Origin of the sequence: Microterricola gilva (assembly GCF_004217495.1) — a bacterium.
Classification (GTDB): domain Bacteria; phylum Actinomycetota; class Actinomycetes; order Actinomycetales; family Microbacteriaceae; genus Microterricola; species Microterricola gilva.
In genome coordinates, this window is record NZ_SHLC01000001.1 from 1706699 (window position 1) to 1728073 (window position 21375).

General features: G+C 67.6%; 20 protein-coding genes. 11 read left to right on the forward strand and 9 right to left on the reverse strand.

Annotation, left to right across the window (positions count from 1 at the left end; genetic code table 11):
- Positions 1 to 2 precede the first annotated feature (2 nt).
- Entirely contained in the window at positions 3 to 1505 is a 1503-nt protein-coding gene (locus EV379_RS07940; RefSeq protein WP_130505662.1) for a serine/threonine-protein kinase, read from the reverse strand.
- A 146-nt stretch (positions 1506 to 1651) separates the two neighbouring features.
- On the opposite strand from EV379_RS07940, the gene EV379_RS07945 reads away from it, so the two are divergent.
- Positions 1652 to 2359, forward strand: a complete 708-nt coding sequence (locus tag EV379_RS07945) for a DUF4191 domain-containing protein (RefSeq protein ID WP_130505663.1) — start codon at positions 1652 to 1654, stop codon at positions 2357 to 2359.
- Between the two features lie 89 nt (positions 2360 to 2448).
- Here the strand turns inward: EV379_RS07945 and EV379_RS07950 are convergent, their stop codons facing one another.
- Positions 2449 to 2901, reverse strand: a complete 453-nt coding sequence (locus tag EV379_RS07950; RefSeq protein WP_130505664.1) for an RDD family protein — start codon at positions 2899 to 2901, stop codon at positions 2449 to 2451.
- Positions 2902 to 3038: 137 nt separating this feature from the next.
- Between EV379_RS07950 and glnA (EV379_RS07955) the strand changes: the two genes are divergently transcribed.
- On the forward strand, positions 3039 to 4463 hold the full coding sequence (gene glnA / locus EV379_RS07955) for a type I glutamate--ammonia ligase (protein WP_130505665.1): 1425 nt from the start codon (positions 3039 to 3041) through the stop codon (positions 4461 to 4463).
- Here glnA (EV379_RS07955) and EV379_RS07960 read toward each other — a convergent pair whose 3' ends face one another.
- A complete protein-coding gene (locus EV379_RS07960; protein ID WP_165397320.1) occupies positions 4464 to 4952 on the reverse strand; it encodes a site-specific integrase in 489 nt (162 codons plus the stop codon). It lies immediately after the preceding gene.
- 357 nt (positions 4953 to 5309) lie between these two features.
- Here EV379_RS07960 and EV379_RS07965 point away from each other — a divergent pair, with 357 nt between their 5' ends.
- Positions 5310 to 6149, forward strand: a complete 840-nt coding sequence (locus EV379_RS07965) for a M23 family metallopeptidase (RefSeq protein WP_130505667.1) — start codon at positions 5310 to 5312, stop codon at positions 6147 to 6149.
- A gap of 415 nt (positions 6150 to 6564) precedes the next feature.
- Here the strand turns inward: EV379_RS07965 and EV379_RS17200 are convergent, their stop codons facing one another.
- Both EV379_RS17200 and EV379_RS17295 read right to left on the reverse strand, forming a co-directional pair.
- Positions 6565 to 6741 (reverse strand): hypothetical protein, encoded by a 177-nt coding sequence (locus EV379_RS17200; protein ID WP_165397321.1) that lies wholly within the window; start codon positions 6739 to 6741, stop codon positions 6565 to 6567.
- 9 nt (positions 6742 to 6750) lie between these two features.
- A complete protein-coding gene (locus EV379_RS17295; protein ID WP_207226213.1) occupies positions 6751 to 7143 on the reverse strand; it encodes a hypothetical protein in 393 nt (130 codons plus the stop codon).
- Between EV379_RS17295 and EV379_RS17210 the strand changes: the two genes are divergently transcribed.
- Positions 7133 to 7282: a hypothetical protein gene (locus EV379_RS17210; protein WP_165397323.1), complete on the forward strand. Its 150-nt coding sequence runs from the start codon at positions 7133 to 7135 to the stop codon at positions 7280 to 7282. The two genes, EV379_RS17295 and EV379_RS17210, sit on opposite strands and share 11 nt — an antisense overlap.
- Positions 7283 to 7310: 28 nt before the next feature.
- On the opposite strand, the gene EV379_RS07970 is transcribed toward EV379_RS17210, so the two are convergent.
- Both EV379_RS07970 and glnA (EV379_RS07975) read right to left on the reverse strand, forming a co-directional pair.
- Positions 7311 to 10337, reverse strand: a complete 3027-nt coding sequence (locus EV379_RS07970) for a bifunctional [glutamine synthetase] adenylyltransferase/[glutamine synthetase]-adenylyl-L-tyrosine phosphorylase (RefSeq protein ID WP_130505668.1) — start codon at positions 10335 to 10337, stop codon at positions 7311 to 7313.
- 15 nt (positions 10338 to 10352) lie between these two features.
- Positions 10353 to 11690, reverse strand: coding sequence for a type I glutamate--ammonia ligase (glnA, locus tag EV379_RS07975; protein ID WP_130505669.1), 1338 nt, complete (start codon positions 11688 to 11690; stop codon positions 10353 to 10355).
- 100 nt (positions 11691 to 11790) lie between these two features.
- Here glnA (EV379_RS07975) and panB point away from each other — a divergent pair, with 100 nt between their 5' ends.
- Entirely contained in the window at positions 11791 to 12645 is an 855-nt protein-coding gene (gene panB, locus EV379_RS07980; protein WP_130505670.1) for a 3-methyl-2-oxobutanoate hydroxymethyltransferase, read from the forward strand.
- 80 nt (positions 12646 to 12725) lie between these two features.
- Here panB and EV379_RS07985 read toward each other — a convergent pair whose 3' ends face one another.
- Both EV379_RS07985 and EV379_RS07990 read right to left on the reverse strand, forming a co-directional pair.
- The gene (locus EV379_RS07985; RefSeq protein WP_130505671.1) at positions 12726 to 13712 is read right to left on the reverse strand and encodes a hypothetical protein; all 987 of its coding nucleotides are present in this window, start codon (positions 13710 to 13712) and stop codon (positions 12726 to 12728) included.
- Between the two features lie 161 nt (positions 13713 to 13873).
- Complete coding sequence (locus EV379_RS07990; protein ID WP_130505672.1) at positions 13874 to 14062, reverse strand: SPOR domain-containing protein; 189 nt, start codon at positions 14060 to 14062, stop codon at positions 13874 to 13876.
- Between the two features lie 12 nt (positions 14063 to 14074).
- On the opposite strand from EV379_RS07990, the gene map reads away from it, so the two are divergent.
- From map to kdpB, 6 genes are all read left to right on the forward strand, one after another.
- Complete coding sequence (gene map / locus EV379_RS07995; RefSeq protein WP_130505673.1) at positions 14075 to 14950, forward strand: type I methionyl aminopeptidase; 876 nt, start codon at positions 14075 to 14077, stop codon at positions 14948 to 14950.
- Between the two features lie 36 nt (positions 14951 to 14986).
- Positions 14987 to 15772 (forward strand): polyphosphate--glucose phosphotransferase, encoded by a 786-nt coding sequence (gene ppgK / locus EV379_RS08000; RefSeq protein ID WP_130505674.1) that lies wholly within the window; start codon positions 14987 to 14989, stop codon positions 15770 to 15772.
- Complete coding sequence (locus tag EV379_RS08005) at positions 15769 to 17166, forward strand: serine hydrolase domain-containing protein (RefSeq protein ID WP_130505675.1); 1398 nt, start codon at positions 15769 to 15771, stop codon at positions 17164 to 17166. Before ppgK ends, EV379_RS08005 begins: the two co-directional genes overlap by 4 nt.
- A gap of 248 nt (positions 17167 to 17414) precedes the next feature.
- Complete coding sequence (gene kdpF, locus EV379_RS08010) at positions 17415 to 17522, forward strand: K(+)-transporting ATPase subunit F (RefSeq protein WP_242616289.1); 108 nt, start codon at positions 17415 to 17417, stop codon at positions 17520 to 17522.
- A gap of 12 nt (positions 17523 to 17534) precedes the next feature.
- The gene (gene kdpA / locus EV379_RS08015) at positions 17535 to 19199 is read left to right on the forward strand and encodes a potassium-transporting ATPase subunit KdpA (protein WP_242616290.1); all 1665 of its coding nucleotides are present in this window, start codon (positions 17535 to 17537) and stop codon (positions 19197 to 19199) included.
- Positions 19200 to 19202: 3 nt separating this feature from the next.
- The gene (gene kdpB / locus EV379_RS08020) at positions 19203 to 21359 is read left to right on the forward strand and encodes a potassium-transporting ATPase subunit KdpB (RefSeq protein WP_130505677.1); all 2157 of its coding nucleotides are present in this window, start codon (positions 19203 to 19205) and stop codon (positions 21357 to 21359) included.
- The last annotated feature ends 16 nt before the right edge of the window (positions 21360 to 21375 follow it).

Genomic DNA, 21375 nt, shown 5'->3' on the forward strand with positions numbered 1-21375 from the left:
GGCTAGTAGTCGAAGATCTCCCTGAGCCGCCACCCGGCCTCGCTCCTGACCATCAGGAGCGAGGCCGGATTCGCCTCCTCTCCGAGCTTCTCCGCCGCGAGCAGGGCAGCACCGCCGTTCCGTTCGACGAGCGCGATGCTCGCGGGGTCGTACGCGGCGGGCAACTCGGCCGTGCCGCTCTGTTGGGCACGACGGATGCCGGCGGCATCCGCATCGGCGATCGGGCTGCCGAGGTCGTCGACCCCGTCGAGACAGAGCAGTGACGACTCCCGGAAGCACTGCTCTCGCAGCGAGAGCAACAGGGTCGCGGCCAGCACCGGGTCATCCCCCTGCAGGCCGGGCGGGGCCGCATGTGTCGATGCGGCGTCTGTCGGGGCTGGCTCGACCGGAGCGGACTGCTCCGCTGAGCTCTGAGGTGCACCGCCGGGCGGGAGCACGGTGATCGCGAGCACGAACAGAGCTGCGGCCACCGTGCAGCCGACGATGACCGGTCGACGATGCCTGCGAAGCGCAGCGCCCAGTGCCGTGCGGAGCGCCGTCATCCCGCGGCCACCGAACGACTCCGCGGCCGCCCCGGCCACCTCCGGAACGCCCCAGCGCCGCCACGCGGACGGCGGCCGATCGGGCTCGTCCCCGGCCTGAGCCGGAGCGGCGGGCGGGGTCCCGCGAGTTCCGTGCCCGGACGCGGCGACCCTGTCGGGCGGATCGCCGGCGGCGATCTCGCCCGGCATCCGCACCGCCAGAGCGCGGGAGAGCGTGAAGAGGCGCCGCTCCAGCTCCTGCGCGAACGGCAGGAAGGGATGTGCACCCACGCGGCCGTCGACCCAGCCCAGCAGATCCTCGAGCTCGTGCGGCGCGACGCTGTCGGCATCGATCACGGCGCACAGCTCGTGCACGAGCGCGCCGAGTGCCTGATACTCGGCGCGGAGTGTCTTCGTGCGCTCGGCGCCGGTGCCCAGCGGTCGTGCGCTCCCCCAACGGCTGAGTCGGGCGCGGCCGTTGGCGTCGAAGCGAACCGCGGCGGCGCCGATGGCACCGTGGCTCAGCCCGGCCGCGTGCAGAGCGGCGACGGCGACGGTCAGCGGGGCGAGGATGGTCACGACCTCACCGGCCCGCAGCTGGGACCGCCGGGAGAGCAGCTCGGCCAGCGTCGGGCCGTCATCCCGTTCCATCACCAGGCACAGCCGACCATCGGGCAGGCTCACCACATCGTGGAGCGGCGCCGAGACGCCGCTCGGCAGCGCGGTGAGCACGGCGATCTCGCGATCGATGAGTTCGGCCGCGGTGCCGGCGTGGAAGACGCGCAGCGCCACCGTGTCACCGCCGGGAGCCGCGTGGCCGAGATAGACGGCCGCACTGCGCCCGACGGCGAGGCGGCGCACGACGCGGTAGCCGGCAATGTCGGTGAGCGCGTCATCGAAACGCGTCGCCGCGCTCGCACCGCCAACGCCGGGCTCGGAGTCGGGCTCCGGTCCGCGTCGCCGCACTCGTCTCGTCCGCTTCACGAGGCCAGCCTGCACCCGGTCTGGCGCGCCGGCGCATGCGGGTGTCGCCCTGTGTATAACGCGCAGACGAGGCACCCCTGTGCACAACAGACCGCCCGGCACGATGCGGTCATCGGAGGCCTCGCGGACTCGGTATTCTAGAGAGCATGGCACGCAGCTCGGAGAAGTCTTCCACCCCCAAGCAACCTGGTCGCTTCAAGCAGATGTGGCAGGTCTTCCAAATGACCCGCCGCTACGACTCCAGCGCGCAGTGGCTCATGCTTCTCGGATTCCTCGCCCCGATCATCATCGGTGTCGCGCTCGGCATCTGGCTCGGCGCTGGCAACGGTTTCACGATCGCGCTCTGGATCGTCGCCGGCGTGCTTGCCGGCATCCTGATTGCGCTGATCATCCTCGGCCGTCTGGCCGAGAAGGCCGCGTACTCGCAGATCGAGGGCCAGCCGGGCGCCGTGGGCGCCGTGCTGCGCAGCTCGCTGCGCCGCGGCTGGATCGGCAGTGAGATGCCCGTCGCCGTCAACGGCAAGACGCAGGATGCCGTCTACCGCGCCGTCGGCCGCGGCGGCGTCGTGCTCATCGCCGAGGGCGCTGAATCGCGCACCGGCCGCATGCTCGATGACGAGAAGCGCAAGATCGTGCGCATCCTCCCCAACGTTCCCGTCACCTTCCTGCACGTCGGACGCGAAGCCGGCGATGTGCCGCTGCACAAGCTGCCGCGCACACTGTCGCGCATCAAGAACACGCTGTCCAAGGCCGAGGTGCTCGCGGTGAACAACCGGCTGAGCTCGCTCGGCACGCAGCTGCCCATCCCGAAGGGCATCGACCCGTTCAAGGTGCGCCCGCAGCGCGGCCGCTAGCCCAGCGGGTCGACACACAGACCAAACAAATGACGGATGCCGCAGCGCGCGGCATCCGTCATTGTCGTTAACGAGCGAGCTCCGCGGCGCTAGGCGCGGATCAACACCGTTCCGGCGACCTTGTCGTGGAAGCCGCGCTGGTCCGAATCCCAGACGAGCGCGGGAAGGACGACGACGAGCAGCACGGTGCGCACCAGAGCACGCCAGAGCGGAACCCGCTCTCCGTCCAGGGTGATCAGACGCATGCCGCACATGCGGTGTCCAATGCTGCCGCCGAGAGTGGCGATCGCGAGGATCTGCAGGAGCGCGAAAACGCCCATTGTCGCGAAGGAGTATGCCAGCGACTCGTAGGGCGCGATGAAGAGCGAGATGCCCATGGCGATCGCCCAGTCGATCGCGATGCCGCCGATGCGACGCCCCACCCGTGCGACGGAGTGGGCGCCCTCGTTGGGGAGACCCAGTCGCTCACCCGGCCAGCGGCTCGGTGGAAGCTCGCCGAAGGTGCGGCGGGCGGAGTTGCGGGAGGAAGAGGAGGCAGACATCTGGACCAGTCTATCGAGCGGTTGGTTCTGTAACATGCTCGAAACATTCGCGTCACCCGCGGGAAATTCACCCGCCATACTCTCGGGGAAGGTTGCGCGGAGCAGCCGTTCGGTTCCAGATCTGGGAGAAGTCCTACATGTTCAGCGATTCATCTGAGGTGCTCAGCTACATCAAGGAAAACGACGTCAAGTTCCTTGACATTCGTTTCACCGATCTTCCCGGTGTGCAGCAGCACTTCAACATCCCGGCATCCTCCGTCGATGAGGAGTTCTTCACCGTCGGTCAGCTCTTCGACGGCTCCTCGATCCGCGGCTTCGCGTCGATCCACGAGTCGGACCTGCAGCTCATCCCCGATGTGACCACCGCGTACATCGACGTCTTCCGCAAGGAGCTCACCCTGGTGATGCTCTTCGACATCTACAACCCGCGCAACGGCGAGATCTACTCGAAGGACCCGCGCCAGGTTGCCCGCAAGGCCGAGAAGTACCTGGCATCCACCGGCATCGCCGACACCGCGTTCTTCGCCCCTGAGGCCGAGTTCTACATCTTCGACGACGTGCGCTACGAGGTCAACCAGCACACGAGCTTCTACTCGGTCGACTCCAGCGAGGGCGCCTGGAACTCCGGCAAGCAGATCGAGGGCGGCAACCTCGGAAACACCACGCCGTTCAAGGGTGGCTACTTCCCCGTCAGCCCCGTCGACCAGCACGCCGACCTCCGCGACGACATCAGCCTCAAGCTGATCGACGCCGGCCTGATCCTCGAGCGCAGCCACCACGAGGTCGGCACCGCCGGCCAGGGCGAGATCAACTACCGCTTCGACACCATGGTGCACGCGGCCGACGACATCCTGAAGTTCAAGTACATCGTCAAGAACACCGCACACCAGTGGGGCAAGACGGCCACCTTCATGCCGAAGCCGCTCTTCGGCGACAACGGCTCCGGCATGCACACGCACCAGTCGCTGTGGTCCAACGGCGAGCCGCTGTTCTACGACGAGTCCGGCTACGGCGGACTCTCCGACATCGCCCGCTGGTACATCGGTGGTCTGCTGAAGCACGCTCCGGCCGTGCTCGCGTTCACGAACCCCAGCGTCAACTCCTTCCGTCGCCTGGTTCCCGGCTTCGAGGCTCCCGTGAACCTGGTCTACTCGGCCGGCAACCGTTCCGCCTGCATCCGCATCCCGATCACGGGAACGAACCCGAAGGCCAAGCGCATCGAGTTCCGCGTTCCGGATGGCGCGAGCAACCCGTACCTCGCCTTCGCCGCCCAGCTGATGGCCGGCCTCGACGGCATCAAGAACCGCATCGAGCCGCACGAGCCCGTCGACAAGGACCTCTACGAGCTTCCGCCCGAGGAGGCCAAGGCGATCCCGCAGCTGCCCGCGTCGCTCGAGGAGGCGCTCGACGCGCTCGAGGCCGACCACGACTTCCTGCTGCAGGGCAACGTCTTCACGCCCGAGCTCATCGAGACGTGGCTCGACTACAAGCGCGAGAAGGAGATCAAGCCGCTGCAGCAGCGCCCGCACCCCTTCGAGTTCGAGCTCTACTACGGGGTGTAGTCACTTCCCCACTGATTCACTGGGCTGAAGCTGCTTCAGTCCGCAACGAGTCCGCACGATCTGCGAAACGTCACCGACGGCAGATCGTGCGGACTCGTCTTTCTCTGGACGCAAGCGACCGTGGACGTCGATCGTCGTCTTCGCGGACGCGTGGCGCAGACTTGCCGGGACGACCTTCACGTCGAGCCCGGCAGCGATCAGCAGCGACGCGAAGTAGTGGCGCAGGTCGGGGATCCGGAACCCCTTAGGCAGCCCCTCGACGGTGGCAGGAGCCCGGTGCCATTCCGTCTCGATCGTGTACTGGGCAACCCGGCGGCCGTAGGCGATGTGAGAGAGGCGCTCGTGGAGGGCATACACGGTGGAGTCCGCGAGTCCGCCAGTCTTGAGCTTCGCCGTCCACGCCTTCACCTCAGATGGGCGCACGCTGGACAGCAGCCAAGAGTCGAACTCGGCTTCGATGTGCTTGACGTGGCTCTTCGCCTGCCTCACCGTTGAGGCGCGATTGTTCGCGTAGCCCTTCAGTCAGAGTTGGCACCACTCCCTTACCGTGGTGACCTCGTCGAGCCACTCCTGCGCGATCTGCTCACCTGCAGCTGCAGCCTCGCGCGAGTACGTCTTGAACCGGAACTGCCGCGAGTGCTCCTTAGCCTTCCGCATCCCGATACCGGGCGCGATGGGGGCTCCGGTTCTGCGCACGTCAATCTGCGAAACCGGGCAACGATGTTAGCGGAAACATTCCTTCGTCAATAGCCGCAATATATACCGGCTTTACTGCTCCGACCGGCTCCGCCAATCTGTGGTCTGTCGGACAAAGACAGGGTCGTCAACTGATACGAAGGAGACAGTGTGGATGAATCCGAAAACGGGTTGATCAGCCGCAGGGCGATGGTCGCAGGATCAGGCGCAATTGCTGCGATGGTTGCACTTGGCTTTGGTGAACTGATTGGCGAGGTGCCGTCAGCAAGCGCGGCAACGACCTATCAGTTCCCGTTCCCGATAAGCGCATACGACGCCACGGACAAGTACAACACCTACGGCCCGAACGACTTTCGCCTCACACAGCAGCTTGGGAGGCATCGCGGCGTTGACTTCAACGGACCTCTCGCAAGCTACGGCAAGAATATCGCTGCGGTTGCGGACGGATGGATCGAATACAAGGACTCCGGACTTGGCAATCGCGTCGTAATCAGGCACGCGGACGGCTACTACTCCGGTTACTCCCACATGGCCGAACAGTCGCCAATCGGAACTGGGGATCCCGTGATGCTTGGCCAGACGATTGGTCGCGTTGGCACGTCGGGTGGCGTCGCCGCTCACTTGCACTTGTCAATCGGGGCGAACCTCGGGGGCGCACTCGGCAATGGCGGCTACTTCATCGACCACTTTGACCCAATCGCTCACATCAATGCTCGCCTCACAGGGGGCGTAACACCTAACAACCCAATCGGATTTGGAGAAGAAATGGGCCTCGTAGTTCAAATCGCTAGCGGAGCTGGCGCGGGTGGCGTGTATTGGATCGCTCGCAAGACAATCGTTCACCTTGGCAACATGACGGACGTAGATCGTGCCGTCCGCCTCTCCGGTCGACCGCTTGCTGTCCAGACGCGTGCCGAACTCGACACGTTCTGTGCAGTTCTCGGTATCCCCGGGAACCAAATCGTTTCAGGCGTCAAGTACTACGGCTGACTCGAGACAAGCGATGAGACGCCCACCTTCTTCGGAAGGTGGGCGTTTTCCGTCGCTGCTGGAGCTAGTCTCCACCCATAAGTGGTGGTCGCAATGGAGGAGGCGGTCGAATCTCGAATCACCGAACTCGTCGCCGTTTGGGGCTACCACCTGGCCAGCCACTCGCAACCTTTCCCACGATGACCACCCACGCCTACTGATTCATCGCTTCAAGCACGTTCCTGGCTGGTGGCGGCCTCCTCGTTGTTCGGTGGTGGCTTATCCCGCGCCCGATTTCTGGCGGCAAACAGACGTGGTGGCAATCAGCGCTACCAACGAAGAGTTCGAGCTCTACTACGGCGTCTAAGCACTAGCGAAGCATGACGAAGGGCCCGCATCCAACCGGATGCGGGCCCTTCGTCATGTCAACAGCGACCTACAGGCCACCCATCTCATGGAGGTTGCTCTCGCCGGGGAAGAATCCCCCGTAGCTGGTGTTCTGCCCCCGTTCGAACTCCTCCAGTTCCTCGGCCTCAATCTCCTCGGCCTGAATTTCCGCTTCCAACTTCGGGTCGAGCCCTGATCCGGATTCCCGCTTCGCTTCATCAGTCATAGTCACAACCTACTCCCCATCGCGCTCAGAATCGAAGGCTTCGGTTTCCTCATCCCACGCGTCGAGATCGTCTTCGTCGTAGGGCTCCGCGTCCTCACCGACATCGTCGAAAACACCATCCGGCCCGATGGTTTCGACGTCGTCCTCAGCGGCGAAATCACTCATGATTGGCACCTCCGCGTTCTCTCGATCGCGCTCAGGATTGCGCTCTCGACTGCCGAGGATAGGTCGAGCAGCCCCAGCAGACAAGCCCTTTCCGGTGCGCATTTCGGCGCCAGGATGCAACGTGATTGCGTATGGAGCGGGCGCGTCGTGCACATCCTGCGTGCCGTTGCCGTCCGCGGCCCGGCGGTGTAGACCTGAAGGAAGTTCAAGCGAATCGGAGAGTACGATGCCTGACAAATCGCCACACTCACACCACGCCAAGAAGGCGCCGGCCAAGACCTTGAAACAGAAGCGGGCCGAGAAGCACGCCAAGCACCACGACCCCAGTCTGGACATGAACACGGCGTCCGACGCCATTCACAAGACAGACAAGTAGCCGACTGGCCCCGGCCGGTTCTCGGCGTTCAACCGGTGGGCGTTCCCCGCTCAGGGACGCCGTAAAACTCGCGCTCGAAGACGGCCCGCGCTCGGCGGGTGAGCGCCAGATAGTCCTCCTCCAGCTGGTTCGCCGCACCGGGAGGGTAGTTCAGGAGCCGGGCGACCCCGCCCAACTGAATGCGGTCGCGCGGCAGGATGTCGCTAGTCTTGTTGGTCCAGAGCGTCATCGCCGACCGCGCCCGTGACGCCAGCAACCAGGCGGCGCGGAGCGTCGCGGCATCCGCGGCCGGCACGAGGCCGGCATCCGTCGCCTCCGCCAGCGCGATGAGGGTCGACGGGGTGCGCAGCGCGGGAATGGCCGCGCCGTGTTGCAGCTGCAGCAGTTGCACGAACCACTCGACGTCGCTGAGCGAACCACGGCCGAGCTTCAGGTGCCGCAGCGGATCGGCGGCCTGGGGCAGCCGCTCGCTCTCGACCCTGGCCTTGATGCGCTTGACCTCGCGCACCGCACTCTCGGCGATCGCGACCGGGTAGCGCACGGCGTCCGCGACAGCAATGAAGTCGCGGAGGAGCGCCGCATCCCCGACGGCGCCGCGGGCGCGGAGCAGGGCTTGCGCCTCCCACGTGAGCGACCAGCGGGCGTAGTACGCCCGGTAGGAGTCGAGCGAGCGCGTGACCGGGCCGTTCTTCCCCTCCGGCCGCAGCCCGACATCGAGGTCGAGCGGCAGGCGGCTGTCCTCGCTCAGGCGCTTGAGCTCGGCGACGATGTGCTGCGAGCGGTACTGCGCCTGCTCTGGGGCGAGCCCGGCCGGTCGGTAGACGTACATCACGTCGGCGTCGGAGCCGAAACCGAGTTCCTGCCCGCCGAACCGCCCCATCGCGATGACGGCGAACTCGATGCCGTCGTCGGCTGCGCCCGTGACGGTTCCGTTCGCCGGGGCACGGATCGCGCGGACGAGCCCGTCGATGAGGTTTTCCGTGACGTCGCTGAGGCCGAGTCCGAGCTCTTCGACGCTGCAGAGGTCGAGGGTGGCCGAGAAGGCGAGGCGCAGCACCTCACGGCGGCGGATGCCGCGCAGCACAGCGGCCGCGGCATCCGCACTCGCGTGCCGCGCCAGCACAGCGCGCGTCTCGTCGGCCAGGGCCGCGCGCGTTCGCGGGCGCAGATCGTCCTCGTCTTCGAGCCAGGCGACGGACTCGGGGGTGAGCTCGAGGAGTTCGCCGATGAAACGCGATCCGGAGAGCACCTTGGTGAGCCGCTCTGCAGCCCCGGAGGAATCGCGCAGCATGCGCAGGAACCAGTGGGTGCCGCCCAGGCTGTCGCTCAGGCGGCGGAACGCGAGCAGGCCGTAGTCAGGGTCTGCGCCGTCGGCGAACCACTGCAGCATCACGGGCAAGAGGTGGCGTTGAATGGTGGCCCGGCGCGACACTCCAGCAGTGAGCGCCGCGATGTGCGCGAGTGCCCCGCGGGGGTCGAGGAAGCCGATCGCGGCCAGCCGCGCCTCGGCCTGCGCGCTCGTGAGATTGAGTCCCTCGGCCGGCAGCGCGGCGACCGCCGAGAGCAGCGGACGGTAGAACAGGCGCTCGTGCAGACCGCGCACGCGCAGCTTGCCTGCAGCGCGGAGCGCGCTGAGCTCGCTCGCGCTCGAGGCCAGCCCGCTCGCCCTGGCCAGGACGCGCAGGGCGTCGGCGTCGCGCGGCATCAGGTGGGTACGGCGCAGGCGCTGCAGCTGGAGCCGGTGCTCGAGCAGGCGGAGCACGCGGTAGTCCTGCGAGAACTCGGCCGCCTCGACGCGGCCGATGTAGCCGCCCTCCGCCAGCGAGACGAGCGCAGGCAGCGTGCCGAGCTGGCGCACCGATTCGTCGCTCTGGCCGTGGACGAGCTGCAACAGCTGCACGGTGAACTCGATGTCGCGCAGCCCGCCTGGACCGAGCTTCAGCTGCACATCGACCTCGTCGTCCGGGATGTGCGCTGTGACGCGCTCGCGCATGCGCTGCACGGAGTCGACGAAGCCCTCACGGGCGGAGCTGTTCCACACCGCAGGGGCCATCGCGGTCACGTAGCGCTCCCCCAACTCACGGTCGCCGGCCAGCGGGCGCGCCTTGAGCTGCGCCTGGAACTCCCAGTTCTTCGCCCAGCGCTCGTAGTACGCCAGATGTGACTCCAGGGTGCGCACGAGAGCGCCGTCCTTGCCCTCTGGGCGCAGGTTGGCGTCCACCTCCCAGAGCGGCGGCTCGACCAGCGCCTCCGAGATACCGCGCATGGTGAGCATGGCCAGGCGGGTGGCGATCTCGACAGCGCGGGCACTGTCGAGGCCGTCATCCGCCTCGGTGATGAAGATGACGTCGACATCGCTGACGTAGTTGAGTTCGCGGGCGCCGGCCTTGCCCATGCCCATGATGCTGAGCCGGGTGGCGTCGACCTGGGCGGCGGCGAAGAGGCCGAAGCCCGGCTTGTCGGCGATCGTGACGGCGCGGCGGGCGACGGCGAGCGAGGCCTCCAGCGTCGCGCCGGCGAGATCGGCGAGGGCGCGGGCGACTCCGTCGAGGCCGGCGACCGGATCGCCCTGCTCCAGGTCGTAGGCGGAGAGCCGGGTCAGCCACCAGCGGTAGCGCACCCGGAGCCGGGTCCAGGCCGCCTCGTCACCGGCGGTGTCGCCGAGGGCGCTGCCGTGCACGGCCGCGAGCATGTCGGCCGTCAGCTCGCGCTCGGCCGGCGGTGCGAACAGGGGCTGGGCCACCGCGCTCATCTCGTCCGGCCGGCGCAGGAAGAACTCGGCCAGCCCCTCTGACGCCCCGAGCACCCGGATCAGGCGCCTGGCGGCATCCGGCTCACCCAGCACCGCGAGTGTCTGCTCCGGGGACTGCCGCAACAGCGCGATCAGGCTCGCGAGGGCGGAGTCGACGTCGGCGGCCGTCGCGAAGTCCGGCAGCAGTGCGCGCGCCGATGACCCGCTCAACTCCTCGAACTCGGCCAGCCCGTTCGCGGCGCTGCTCAGTTCGAGGAAGCCGGTGCGCGCGAGCTCGGTGAGGCTGAAGCGGTCAGAACTCATCAGGCCGGCGACGTCCTAGAGGATCTCGAGGTTGTTGCGCAGTTCGAACGGAGTCACCTGCGTGCGGTACTCGCGCCATTCCTTGCGCTTGTTCATGAGCACGTAGTTGAACACCTGCTCGCCGAGCGTCTCGGCGACGAGCTCCGACTCCTCCATGTACTGGATGGCGTGGTCGAGGCTGGCCGGGAGCTGCGCGTAGCCGAGCGCGCGGCGCTCGGAATCGCTGAGGCTCCAGACGTTGTCCTCTGCCTCCTCCGGGAGCTCGTACTCCTCCTCGATGCCCTTGAGACCGGCGGCCAGCATGAGCGAGTAGGAGAGGTACGGGTTCGCTGCCGAGTCGATCGCTCGGTACTCGATGCGGGCGCTCTGACCCTTGTTCGGCTTGTAGAGCGGAACACGGATGAGCGCCGAACGGTTGTTGTGGCCCCAGCAGACGAAGCTGGGCGCCTCGTCGCCGCCCCAGAGCCGCTTGTACGAGTTGACGAACTGGTTCGTCACCGCGGTGATCTCAGGTGCGTGCTTGAGCAGGCCGGCGATGAAGTGGCGGCCGGTCTTGGAGAGCTGGTACTGCGCGCCCGGCTCGTAGAAGGCGTTCGAATCGCCCTCAAACAGCGACATGTGCGTGTGCATGCCGGAACCGGGGTGGTCGGAGAAAGGCTTCGGCATGAACGTCGCATAGACGCCCTGCTCGATCGCCACCTCCTTGATGACGGTGCGGAAGGTCATGATGTTGTCGGCCGTGGTCAACGCGTCCGCATACCGGAGGTCGATCTCGTTCTGGCCCGGACCGCCCTCGTGGTGGCTGAACTCCACCGAGATGCCGAGGTCTTCCAGCATCCGCACGGAACGACGACGGAAGTCGTGTGCCGTCCCGCCAGGGACGTTGTCGAAGTAGCCGGCCGAGTCGACCGGGATCGGTCCCTTCTTGCCGTACTTGGACGACTTGAGCAGGTAGAACTCGATCTCGGGGTGCGTGTAGAAGGTGAAGCCGCGGTCGGCCGCCTTCTCCAGCGTGCGCTTCAGCACGTTGCGGGGGTCGGCGACGGCCGGGACGCCGTCGGGCGTGCTGATGTCGCAGAACATGCGTGCGGTCGGGTCGACGTCCCCGCGCCAGGGCAGAATCTGGAACGTCGTCGGGTCCGGGTGCGCGAGCAGGTCCGACTCGTAGGTGCGGGTGAGGCCCTCGATGGCCGAGCCGTCGAAGCCGAGTCCCTCGGTGAATGCACCCTCCACCTCGGCCGGCGCGATGGCGACCGACTTGAGCGTGCCGACGACGTCGGTGAACCACAGGCGAATGAATTTGACGCCCCGTTCCTCAATGGTTCGAAGAACGAAGTCACGCTGCTTGTCCATTCATGCCCTTTCTCGCTGGATTCCAGAGTAGTGCTTCGGCGGGCTTCGGGCTGGCCGACTGGCCAGTGATCGTCACGGGCCAGTGATTAGACTGAGCCGCATGTCTGATCACGCAGCTGAAGTTGTCAATCCCTACGGTGGATCCAACACCACCGGGCCGAAGCGGGTGCGCACCCGCCACTTCCAGAACGCCAAGGATCAGGGCATCAAGATCACCGGTCTGACCAGCTACGACCAGCTCACGGCCCGCATCTTCGACGAGGCGGGCATCGACTTCCTGCTCGTCGGCGACTCGGCCGGCAACAACGTACTCGGCTACGACACCACCCTGCCCGTCACCGTCGACGAGCTGATCCCCATGACTCGCGCCGTTGCCCGCGCCGCCCGCCGTGCGTTCGTGGTGGCCGACCTCCCCTTCGGTTCCTACGAGGTGGGCCCGGAGGACGCGCTGCACACCGCGATCCGCTTCATGAAGGAGACGGGTGCCCACGCCGTCAAGCTCGAGGGCGGAGAGCGCAGTGCGCAGCAGATCCGACGCATCGTGCAGGCCGGCATCCCGGTCATGGCCCACATCGGCTTCACCCCGCAGAGCGAGCACGGCCTGGGCGGTCACATGATCCAGGGCCGCGGCGCAGGGGCGGAGCAGCTCATGCGTGACGCCCTGGCCGTGCAGGATGCCGGCGCGTTCGCCGTCGTGCTCGAGATGGTGCCAGCGACATCCGCCGCAGCGGTGACGGCCAAGCTCAGCATCCCGACGATCGGTGTCGGCGCCGGCCCGGATGTCGACGGCCAGCTGCTCGTGTGGACCGACTTCGCCGGCATGAGCGACGGCCGCGTGCCGAAGTTCGTGCGACAGTACGCCAACGTGCGTCAGGTGCTGCTGGACGCCGTCACGGAGTTCCGCGGCGACGTCGACGCCGGCGCCTACCCGGCGCCGGAGCACAGCTACGAGTAGCGCCGCCCCACCACCCTCGCCGCCGTTGCGCGGTAGAAACCGCGTTTCGCGCCAGCAACGTCTACGGCGAAACGCGGTTTCTACCGCGTAGCCCGCAGGCGCGGCCGCTCGGTCGGCAGCACGCCGACCTCGGCCAGGCGCGCACCCAGGCGTGACAGACTCATGCCGACCGCGTAGTCCCACCGCGCGAAGGCACTCGTCCGGCGTCGCAGCGCGTCCTCCCGCAGCTTCTCGGCATAGACGACGTCGGCAGGGGCACGGCCGGCGAGCAGAACCGGATCGGTGTACTTGGCCTTGCCGTCCGCCTCACCAATGGCGTCGGCGCCGGCGAAGTAGAAGTCTGAGTCATAGTCAGCGCCGTCGATCTGCCAGCTGCGCTGCAACTCCGGCACCGGAAGGCCCAGCTGGGCCATCGTCACCCGACTGTTCGACTCGTTGACGGATCCCGAGCGGCCGTCGCCGAACTCGATGAGTTCACGCGCCCGCGCCGAGCCACGAAACGGCAGCATCCGTTCCCATGCGCGGAGCAGCTCTGCGGTCGTGGTCATGGCCGAAGCTCTGCCGAAGCGGTCGACGTGCAGCGCCGCATCGATGGCGGCCACCGCACTGAAGGTCGAGCTGGTCGCGGCAACGTCGACGACTGTCCGCTCTATCGAGGTGAGGTACAGGCCGTCGCGGCAGATCACGTCGACGTCGTCGATGCCGACGGCGTGCCGCTGGCGACCGGGCGCCGAACGACCACCACTGCCACGTTCGACAAGCTCGTGGACGTCTCGCGGCCACGGCTCAATGCGGGGAAGGCCGTGCAGCACCGCGGCCGACTCGTGTGAGAGCACGGGTAGGAACTGCCCTCCGCGCGCAACCCCGATCACGAAGGCCTGGTAGCGCTGCGTCGGCGTCAGCCCCAACCAGAGCTCCCGCCTCGCGTACAGCCCGCGGCGCAGCTTGACGACGGTGCCTCGCGCGCGTTCGGTGCGCAGCAGTGAGTCGATGGGTGCGACACGGCCGTGCACATGCGCGATCACGAGAGCAGCCTCGACAGTGTCGGCGATTGCGAGTTCACTCATGGAACTCAGTGTCACGGCATCCGTCGGGCGCAGAGGGGCTCGGATCGACGTTGTGGAGAGGGACGCCATCCGAGCGGTCTGTGCAGAACAGGCGTGCGCGGCAGAAACCGCGCATCGCGCTAGAAACAACTGCAGCGGAACGCGGTTTCTACCGCGCGGCGCTAGTTGTCTTCTGCGGCCTCTTCCGCGGCCCACTTCTCGGAGTTCGCGCGCAGTTTCTCGAGCGCGTGCTCCGCAGCCTCGTGCGTGGGGAATGGGCCCACACGATCAACGGAGGGGGACGCGTAGCCGAACTCCACGGCGCCGGTCTTCAGGTTGTACCAGAACTGTTTGTCTCCACGCTCGGTCATAAGCTTGATCCTATGCCCAAGGATTCCAACGGTCACCTGATTGCCGGGCGACTCTCGCCCCAACGCCCCGTGCCCACCCGCATCGCCCGCCCCGAATACGTCGGCAAGGCGGCCCCAGCCGAGTACACCGGCAGCAACATCTACACGCCGGAGCAGATCGAACTGATCCGGGAATCCGGCCGGATCGCCGCGGACGCGATCGCCGCGGCATCCGCGATCATCGCCCCCGGAGTCACGACGGAGCAGCTGGACGCGCTCATCCACGAGTACCTGCTCGCCCACGATGCCTACCCGTCGACGCTCGGCTACCGCGGCTACCCGAAGTCCAGCTGCACCTCGGTCAACGAGGTCGTCTGCCACGGGATCCCCGACGACACCGTGCTCGAGAACGGCGACATCGTCAACATCGACGTCACCGCGTTCCGGAACGGGATGCACGGCGACCTCAACCACACCTTCATCGTCGGCGAGGCGAGTGAGGATGTCGCGCTGCTCGTCGAGCGCACCCGCGAGGCACTGGCCCGTGGCATCAAGGCCGTCGCGCCCGGCCGCGAGGTCAACGTGATCGGGCGCACCATCGAGTCCTACGCGAAGCGCTTCGGCTACGGCGTTGTGCGCGACTTCACCGGACACGGCGTCGGATCCGCGTTCCACAGCGGGCTCATCATCCCGCACTACGACTCCGCCCCTGAGTACAACGACGTGATGGAGGTCGGCATGGTGTTCACCATCGAACCCATGCTCACCCTCGGCACGCACGAGTGGGATCTCTGGGCCGACGACTGGACCGTCACGACGAAGGACAAGAGCATGACCGCTCAGTTCGAGCACACCCTCGTGGTGACCGAACGCGGTGCGGACATCCTCACCCTGCCGAGCACCCCGTAGAGCACAGCAGTAGGGCAACGCAGTAGATTCGTCACTATGACTGCGCGCACGGCTATCGGCATCGACATCGGCGGAACGGGAATCAAGGGGGCCGTTGTCGACCTCGGAACGGGAGCGCTGCTCTCGGATCGCCGCAAGGTTCCCACCCCCGCCGGTGGCCGTCCGGCCGACATCCTCGATGCGACCGTGCGCATGCTTGAGGGGCTCCGCGAGGAGTTCGGTGCCCTGCCAGTCGGCGTCTGCTTCCCCGCCGTCGTCAAGGGCGGCCACACGCTCTCCGCCGCGAACATCTCCGAGGAGTGGATCGGCCTCCCCGCCGAGTCGCTCTTCGAGGAACGGCTCCAGGTGCCCATCCACTTCGTCAACGACGCGGATGCCGCCGGCCACGCCGAGGTGCGCTTCGGAGCCGCCAAGGACCGCGAGGGCGTCGTGCTGCTCACGACCCTCGGCACCGGAATCGGCACGGCGCTGCTGTACAACGGCGTGCTGGTTCCGAACACGGAGCTCGGCCACCTCGAGCTGGACGGCCACGACGCCGAGAGCCGGGCGGCGTACTCCGCGAAGGAACGCGACGACCTCAGCTGGGCGGACTGGGCCGAGCGCCTGCAGCGCTACTACAGCCACCTCGAGCTGCTCTTCTCCCCCGACCTCTTCATCGTCGGTGGCGGCGTCTCCAAGAACCACGCCGACTTCCTGCCGCTGCTCGATCTGAAGACGCCGATCATCCCCGCCGTCCACCGCAACAATGCCGGCATCCTCGGTGCGGCCGATCTGGCCGCCGCGGGCCTGAGCGCCGGCCGACACACGGCGCAGAGCCTGTGACGGGCAGCAGTCACGCCGACACGGATGCCGTCTTCACGGGGCACCTCGCCCGCGGCGCGGCGCCGGCCGCGGCATGGGGCGTGTTCGACGCCCACGGCCTGCAGCATCTGAACAGCGCCGGTGCCGCGCCGGATGCCGCCTTCCGCATCGCCTCGTGCACGAAGAGCTTCACCGCCGCCGCCGTGTTGGCCCTCCGCGACGATGGCCTGCTCGGCCTGGATGACCCCGTCACCCGATTCCTGCCAGCGCTGAACCTCGAGCGGCTCCCGTCGCCCCGCTCGGCGGTGCCGACGCTGCGCATGCTGCTCACCATGTCGGCGGGTCTGCCGACAGATGACCCGTGGGGCGACCGCCAGGAGAGCCTCACGGCCGACGAGTTCGACGCGCTCCTGTCCGCTGGGCCGCGTTTCGAGTCGGAGCCGGGCACCCGCTTCGCCTACTCGAACCTCGGCTACGCCATGCTCGGGCGGGCGATCGAAGTCGCGGCCGGGCAGCCATACCGCCGCGTGGTCGAGCAACGCCTGCTCGAACCCCTCGGCCTGGCCGCCACCGGCTTCGACGAGACCGTGGGGGCCGCCGGCGGCGCCGTCACCGGGCACCGCAGGCACGCCGGCGGCTGGGAGCCGCTCCCCCTCAGCGGTCCAGGCGCCTTCTCGCCGATCGGCGGGCTGTTCAGCACGGTCGCCGACCTCGCGATCTGGGCGCGCTGGCTGGCACGCGCCTTCGGCGGCCCGGGAGACTCGGATGCCGAAGACGACGCCGTGCTCAGCGCCGCGTCCAGGCGGGAGATGCAGCAGCTGCACCGCATCGACCAGGACGTGACGGGGCATCCCACCGGGTACGGCTTCGGGGTCTTCGTCGAGCAGTACTCGCCGACGAGCCGTGTCATCTCGCACTCGGGCGGCTACCCCGGTTTCTCGGCGCACATGCGCTGGTCGCTGGAACACGGATTCGGCCTGGTCGCGTTCGAGAACGCCACATACTCACGCGTGTCCGAGGTCACGACGGAGGCATTCGACGCGCTGCTCGCGACGCGTGTGGCGAAGCCGACACACGCCGTGTGGCCGGAGACCCGCGCCGCCCAGCACAGCATCACCGACATCCTCACCGCCGACGATCCGCTCGCCGAGCCGCTGACCACGACCCTCTTCTCCGAGAACGTCGAATTGGACCAGCCGCTTGCCCGCCGCCGCTCAGCCCTCCGGCTGGCGCTGGCAGACATCGGTGGCCTGGACGGGGCCGAGCCCGAAGCGGAGACGTCGGAGGGCCCGGCACACCTCGTCTGGTTCCTCGCCGGCCACAGCGGCCGTCTGCGCGTCGAGATTCGGATGACGCCAGAGGCAGCGCCCCGCGTGCAGACACTCCTCATCACCGCTGACCGCGCCGGCCGGTAGCCACCGCCTGCGCGCGGTTGCGAGGCCGGCGTGAGGATTCCGCTCCGCGCCGTGAGGAAAGCGTAAAGACCCCCTGGCCCGCGCGGCCGACGCAGTTGACTCTCCCTGTGGCCACCGGCCACGGCCGGGCGGGATGCCTCCCGGCACCGCCCTACCGGGAGAGTTCTCGTGATCGACATCGTCTTCATCGGCGCCATCGTGCTGCTCATCGCAGTCGTCGCCCTCATCGCACGGGGGGTGGAGAAGCTGTGAGCGGATTCGATCTGCGCACCGCTCTCGACCTGCTGAGCGCCGCACTGGCCGTGGCCGCCGTCGCCTACCTGGTGTACGCCCTGCTGAAGCCGGAGCGCTTCTAGATGGCGCCGCTGATGTTCTTCATCCTCCAGCTGGCCACCGTCGCCCTCGTGCTCGCGGTGCTCTATCGCCCGCTCGGCGACTACATGGCCGGCGTCTACACGAGCCACAGACACCTCCGGGTCGAACGCGGCATCTACCGGGTGATCGGTGTCGACCAGGACTCCGAGCAGACCTGGCCGATCTACTTCCGCAGCGTTCTCGCGTTCTCGGCCGTCGGCATCCTGATCGTCTACGGCCTCCAGCGCCTGCAGGCATTCCTCCCCTGGTCGCTCGGTCTGCCGGCCGTCAGCGAGCAGCTCTCGTTCAACACCGCGATCTCCTTCGTGGCCAACACGAACTGGCAGTCGTACTCCCCCGAGGCGACGATGGGCTACAGCGTGCAGCTGCTCGGCCTCGCCGTGCAGAACTTCGTGTCCGCCGCCGTCGGCATCGCTGTGGCCATCGCCCTGGTGCGCGGCCTCGCACGCCGCGTGAGCCCGACCATCGGCAACTTCTGGGTCGACCTCGTGCGCGGCTCGCTCCGCATCCTGCTGCCGATCGCCGCGGTCTCGGCCGTCGTGCTGATCATCGGTGGCGTCATCCAGAACGTGAACGGCTTCCAGGAGGTGACGACCCTCAGCGGCGGAACGCAATCCATCCCGGGCGGCCCGGTCGCCTCGCAGGAGGCGATCAAGCTGCTCGGCACCAACGGCGGCGGCTTCTTCAACGCGAACTCCTCACACCCCTTCGAGAACCCGACGGCGTGGGTGAACGTCGTGCAGGTGCTGCTGATGCTCGTCATCCCCTTCGCGCTGCCCCGCACCTTCGGGCGGATCGTCGGCGACAACCGTCAGGGCTACGCGATCCTCGCGGCCATGGCCACGTTCTTCGTGCTCTCGCTCTCGGTGATGACCTACTTCGAGCTCAGCGCCAACGGGTCAGCTCCCGGCCTGGCCGGCGGGGCGATGGAAGGCAAGGAGCAGCGTTTCGGCGAGCTCGGATCGACCCTGTTCGGAACGACGAGCACGCTCACCTCCACCGGCGCCGTCAACTCGATGCACGACAGCTTCACGGCGCTCGGCGGCGGGATGGCAATGCTCAACATGATGCTCGGTGAGCTCGCACCCGGCGGAGTCGGTTCCGGTCTCTACGGCATGCTCGTCATCGCGATCCTCGCCGTGTTCATCGCCGGCCTCATGGTCGGTCGCACCCCCGAGTACCTCGGCAAGAAGCTCGGCGCCCGCGAGATCAAGCTCGCCAGCCTCTACATCCTCACGACGCCGACCCTCGTGCTCGTCGGCACGGCGCTCAGTTTCGGCATCCCCGTCGTGCGCGACAGCGTGATCGGAACGTCGATCTGGAATCCGGGGCTGCACGGCTTCTCCGAGGTGCTGTACGCCTTCACCTCCGCGGCCAACAACAACGGCTCGGCGTTTGCCGGCCTCACCGCCAACACGCCATGGTTCAACACCGCGCTCGGTGTGGCGATGCTGCTCGGCCGGTTGTTGCCGATCCTGTTCGTCCTCGCGCTCGCCGGCTCACTCGCGGCGCAGGAGAAGGTCCCCGTCACGGCCGGCACCCTGCCGACCCACAAGCCGCTCTTCGTCGGCCTGCTCTGCGGAACCGTGCTCATCGTCTCCGCCCTCACCTACTTTCCCGTACTCGCGCTGGGCCCCCTGGCGGAAGGACTCTTGTAAGCCATGTCCACAACTCTCGAAACGCCAACGCACCAACACCACCCACACGCCCCGAAGACGCCGCAGGGTGCCTTCGGCCCGAAGCAGCTCGTCGCCGCGCTGCCCGGCGCGCTGCGCAAGATGCACCCGAAGCAGATGTGGCGCAACCCCGTCATGTTCATCGTCGAGGTCGGAGCTGCGCTGACCACGCTTCTCGCGATCGCGGAACCGTTCCTCGGCAGCCCCGAGCAATCCGGCGGCTCCGCCATGGCTCCGTCCTTCACGGCCGGCATCGCCGTCTGGCTCTGGCTCACCGTGATCTTCGCCAACCTCGCCGAGTCCGTTGCAGAGGGCCGCGGCAAGGCGCAGGCGGAGAGCCTGCGCGCCACGCGCACCAGCACGATCGCGCACAGGGTGAGCGACTATTCCGGGGCGGATGCCGGAGCCGAACGCTCGGAGACCGTGCCTGTGGCATCCGCCGATCTGCTCCTCGGTGACATCGTGGTCGTGGCGGCAGGCGAGTTGATCCCCGGCGACGGCGACATCGTCTGGGGCATCGCCTCCGTCGACGAGTCGGCCATCACCGGCGAATCCGCCCCGGTCGTGCGCGAATCCGGCGGCGACCGCAGCGCGGTCACCGGCGGCACCCGGGTGCTCTCCGACCGCATCGTCGTGCGCATCACCAGCAAGCCGGGCGAGACCTTCGTGGACCGCATGATCCGCCTCGTCGAGGGTGCGAGCAGGCAGAAGACGCCGAACGAGATCGCGCTCAACATCCTGTTGTCGACGCTTTCGATCATCTTCCTCGTCGTCGTGGTGACGATCGGGCCGATGGCCGGCTACTCGGATGCCGCGCCCAGCGTGCCCGTGCTGGTCGCCCTGCTGGTCTGCCTCATCCCCACGACCATCGGTGCCCTGCTCTCGGCGATCGGCATCGCGGGCATGGACCGACTCGTGCAGCACAACGTGCTCGCCCTCTCCGGTCGTGCCGTCGAGGCCGCCGGCGACGTCACGACTCTGCTCCTGGACAAGACAGGGACGATCACCTACGGCAACCGCCAGGCCGCCGAGTTCATCCCCGTCGGCGGCGCCACCCGCGCCGCACTCGTCGCCGCCGCCCACGCCGCATCGCTCGCCGACCCGACGCCAGAGGGCAAGTCGATCGTTGCGCTCGCGGAGACACTCGACCCGACTCTGCTGCGCGAGGAACCGCGCCGACACGAGGTCGTGCCGTTCACGGCGCAGACCCGGATGAGCGGCGTCGACTACGCCGACGGTGCCCAGCTTCGCAAGGGCGCCGGTTCGATGGTCGCCACCTGGGCCGCCGAGAACGGCGCGGCGACCACCAAGGCGAACAACGAACTCAACGCCGAGGTGCGACGCGTCTCCGAACTCGGTGGCACCCCGCTCGTCGTCGCCGAACGCTCGGCGGCCGGGGTGACCCGGGTGCTCGGTGTGATCTACCTGAAGGACGTCGTGAAGCTCGGCCTGGTTGAGCGCTTCGCCGAGCTGCGCCGGATGGGTATCCGCACGATCATGATCACGGGTGACAACCCTCTGACCGCCAGGGCGATCGCCGCGGAGGCCGGAGTTGACGACTTCCTGGCCGAGGCGACACCGGAAGACAAGATGGAGCTGATCAAGCGGGAGCAGGCTGGCGGCAACCTCGTCGCGATGACCGGCGACGGCACGAACGATGCCCCGGCGCTCGCCCAGGCCGACGTCGGCGTCGCGATGAACACGGGCACATCCGCAGCCAAAGAGGCCGGCAACATGGTCGACCTCGATTCAGACCCGACCAAGTTGATCGACATCGTGCGCATCGGCAAGCAGCTGCTGATCACACGCGGCTCGCTGACCACCTTCTCGATCGCCAACGACGTGGCCAAATATTTCGCGATCATCCCGGCGATGTTCGCCGGGGCGTTCCCCGGCCTGGCCGTGCTCAACATCATGGGGCTGAGCTCGCCGGCATCCGCGATCCTCTCCGCCGTGATCTTCAACGCGATCATCATCGTCGCGCTGATCCCGCTGGCCCTCCGCGGCGTGCGCTACCGCGCGGCGTCTGCATCCCAGATCCTGCGCCGCAATCTGCTGATCTACGGCCTCGGCGGAGTGATCGCCCCGTTCATCGGCATCAAGCTCATCGACCTCGTCGTGAGCCTGCTGCCCGGCTTCTGACCCACCACACCCCTCA